Genomic DNA, 2,469 nt, shown 5'->3' with positions numbered 1-2,469 from the left:
CTTTTCTCCCCTATACTTGAGATGCATGCCGTCGGCATGACATTGAAGTATGGGGGTTTTGTTTTGATTGATGGTCGCAAGATACTGGAACTTCATTTTGATGGGATCAGTCAACGCACGATCAGTGCGAGCACCGGACATTCGAGGAACACGGTGAGCGATGTGATTCAACGGGCCACTGAACGTGGCATCGACAGCTTGGAAGACAGGATGACAAAAAAATGGCTGTATGAGTTCTTGTTCCCTGAGCGTGAACCGATGGAAAAGGGTTACCACCCTGTCGATTTCGAGATGATTCACAAGGAGCTACAGAAGAAGAACGTGACATTGAAGCTGCTTCACCACGAATACTGCAGCACGGCGAGAGACGCAGGTAGAATCCCGTATGCCTATCGCTCCTTCACAGAGAAGTATGGATCATACGCAAAGAAGTACAAGCTGACCATGCCCATCCGTAGGAAGCCGGGCGAAGTCTTAGAGGTCGACTGGGCCGGAGCGACGCTGAAAATCATGGACAGTGCCGCCGGCGAGGAGATTGAGGCCTATGTCTTTGTCGCCGCGCTTCCGTACAGCCAATATTTCTACGCCGAGGCCTTCCTCGACATGAAGTCGCGATCGTGGCTGACTGCGCACGTACACGCCTTCGAATACTTCGGCGGCGTCACCGAGACGCTGGTTCCGGACAACCTCAAGACCGGAATCACGAAGCATCGCCGAGGCGACTCACAGGTGAATGAGGCTTACCGTGAGCTGGCGGACCATTATCGGACGGTCGTCGTGCCTAGTCGCATCCGCAAACCGAAAGACAAGCCGAGCGTCGAGGGTGCGGTCGGCTTCCTTTCACGTCAGATCATCGCGGCGTTACGGAATTACCAGTGTTTCCACATCGAGGATCTGAACAAGGAAATCCATTCAAGGCTCGAGGAGATGAACATCCAGGAGTTCCAAAAAAGAAGCGGCTCAAGAAAAAGCGTGTTCACGGAAGAGGAGAGCGCGACCTTGCGCCCCTTACCGAAAACACGCTTCAAGATGACGGAATGGCGAACCGCGAAAGTACAACTGAACTACCACATCCAAGTTGAACGCATGTTTTATTCCGTCCCTTATGATTATACCCGCGAAGACGTCGATGTGCGCTTGACGGCGAACTTAATCGAGGTCTATTTCAAGGACGTCAGAATCGCCTCCCACACGCGCCTGAAGGGCGCAATCGGGCAGTACGCGACGAACACCGACCATATGCCCGACAACCATCGCCTCTATCTCGACCACAACCCGGAGAACAACCGGGCATGGGCACGTACCGTAGGTACCAACATGGAGCAGTTCGTGACGTATATTCTTGAGAACAACGTGGAGAAAAAGGCGCTTGGCTTCCTGGCGGTCATTCGGAACCTGAACAAGAAACATTCGAACGATCAGATGGAGGCGGCCGCCAAGAGCTTACTCGAGGTCGCGTCGCAGCCTACCATCAGCGTCTATAAAGGCATCTTGGACCGGCAAAAGAAAAAGGCGGCACGAGCTTCGGTCGTCACCGAACGACCGAGTCAATCAAAAGAAGACCACGGATTCACGCGTGGAGCAAAATATTTCGGAGGCGATAGAACATGATCAACCAGGAGACGTTAAGAAAGTTGACCGAGATGAAAATGACCGGGATGGCAGAGCAATATGAATTACAGCATGAGATGAAAGAGTACGCCGAGTTGGATTTTGATGATCGTTTCAACCTGTTGGTCGACCAGGAATACTCGAGACGCCGGTCGAACAAGCTCGATCGGCTCATCAAGCAGGCGACTTTGTCCGACCCGTCCGCGTCAATCGAACATATTGAATACCATCCGGACCGGAGGTTGGACAAAAAACTGATCCTAGAGCTCGCCTCGGGCAACTACATCAAGAATCATCATAACGTCATCCTGATGGGGGCATCAGGCAACGGAAAAACATGGTTGGCGAACGCTTTGGCCGTCCAGGCCTGTCGCCAATTCCACAAGGTGAAGTATATCCGGCTGCCTGAACTATTGGACGAGCTCGCGGTGGCGAAATACGAGGCGGACGGCAGCTTCAGGAAGTTAATCCACAAGTATCGGACGATCGACCTCCTGATCCTTGACGAATGGCTCCTCACCGAGCTCCCACAGGAGCATGTGATGCATCTGTTGGAAATCGTTGAGGCACGGCTGAAGCGTTCCTCGACCATCTTCTGTTCTCAATTCGCACCCGAGGGATGGCATTCGAAGCTAGGACAGGCCCAAATCGCGGACGCAATTCTCGACAGGATCGTACACGACTCCTATAAAATCCTGGTCGATGGCGAAACCTCAATGAGGGAACGCCATGGGCTAGGAATAAGCTAAGATCTTGGCCATCGATGAGTCGATGGCCTTTTTCTTCATATTGACTGGCTCAGTATCCGCATTTGGTGGCTCAGTCGTCCGCATTCGGTGGCTCACAAGTCCGCACTAG

At 52.8% G+C, this 2,469-nt stretch carries 2 protein-coding genes; both read left to right on the top strand.

Features of this window, described 5'->3' with window-relative positions; all coding sequences use genetic code 11:
• The first annotated feature begins 21 nt into the window (after positions 1–21).
• Positions 22–1,611 carry an IS21 family transposase gene (gene istA, locus KNP76_RS15455; RefSeq protein WP_371816288.1) on the top strand — a complete coding sequence of 530 codons (1,590 nt, stop codon included), beginning with the start codon at positions 22–24 and terminating at the stop codon, positions 1,609–1,611.
• A complete protein-coding gene (gene istB, locus KNP76_RS15450) occupies positions 1,608–2,360 on the top strand; it encodes an IS21-like element helper ATPase IstB (RefSeq protein WP_214827220.1) in 753 nt (250 codons plus the stop codon). The genes istA and istB overlap by 4 nt, the downstream gene beginning before the upstream one ends.
• The last annotated feature ends 109 nt before the right edge of the window (positions 2,361–2,469 follow it).

It is taken from the genome of Exiguobacterium sp. s150 (assembly GCF_018618435.1).
Classification (GTDB): Bacteria; Bacillota; Bacilli; order Exiguobacteriales; family Exiguobacteriaceae; genus Exiguobacterium; species Exiguobacterium alkaliphilum.
Note: the sequence above shows the minus strand (reverse complement) of the source record. Positions and strands in the feature narration are given on the sequence as shown.

Coding starts and splice junctions, on each gene's coding strand:
- istB (WP_214827220.1), top strand. CDS start 1,608: ATGATCAACCAGGAGACGTTAAGAAAGTTGACCGAGATGAAAATGACC.
- istA (WP_371816288.1), top strand. CDS start 22: ATGCATGCCGTCGGCATGACATTGAAGTATGGGGGTTTTGTTTTGATT.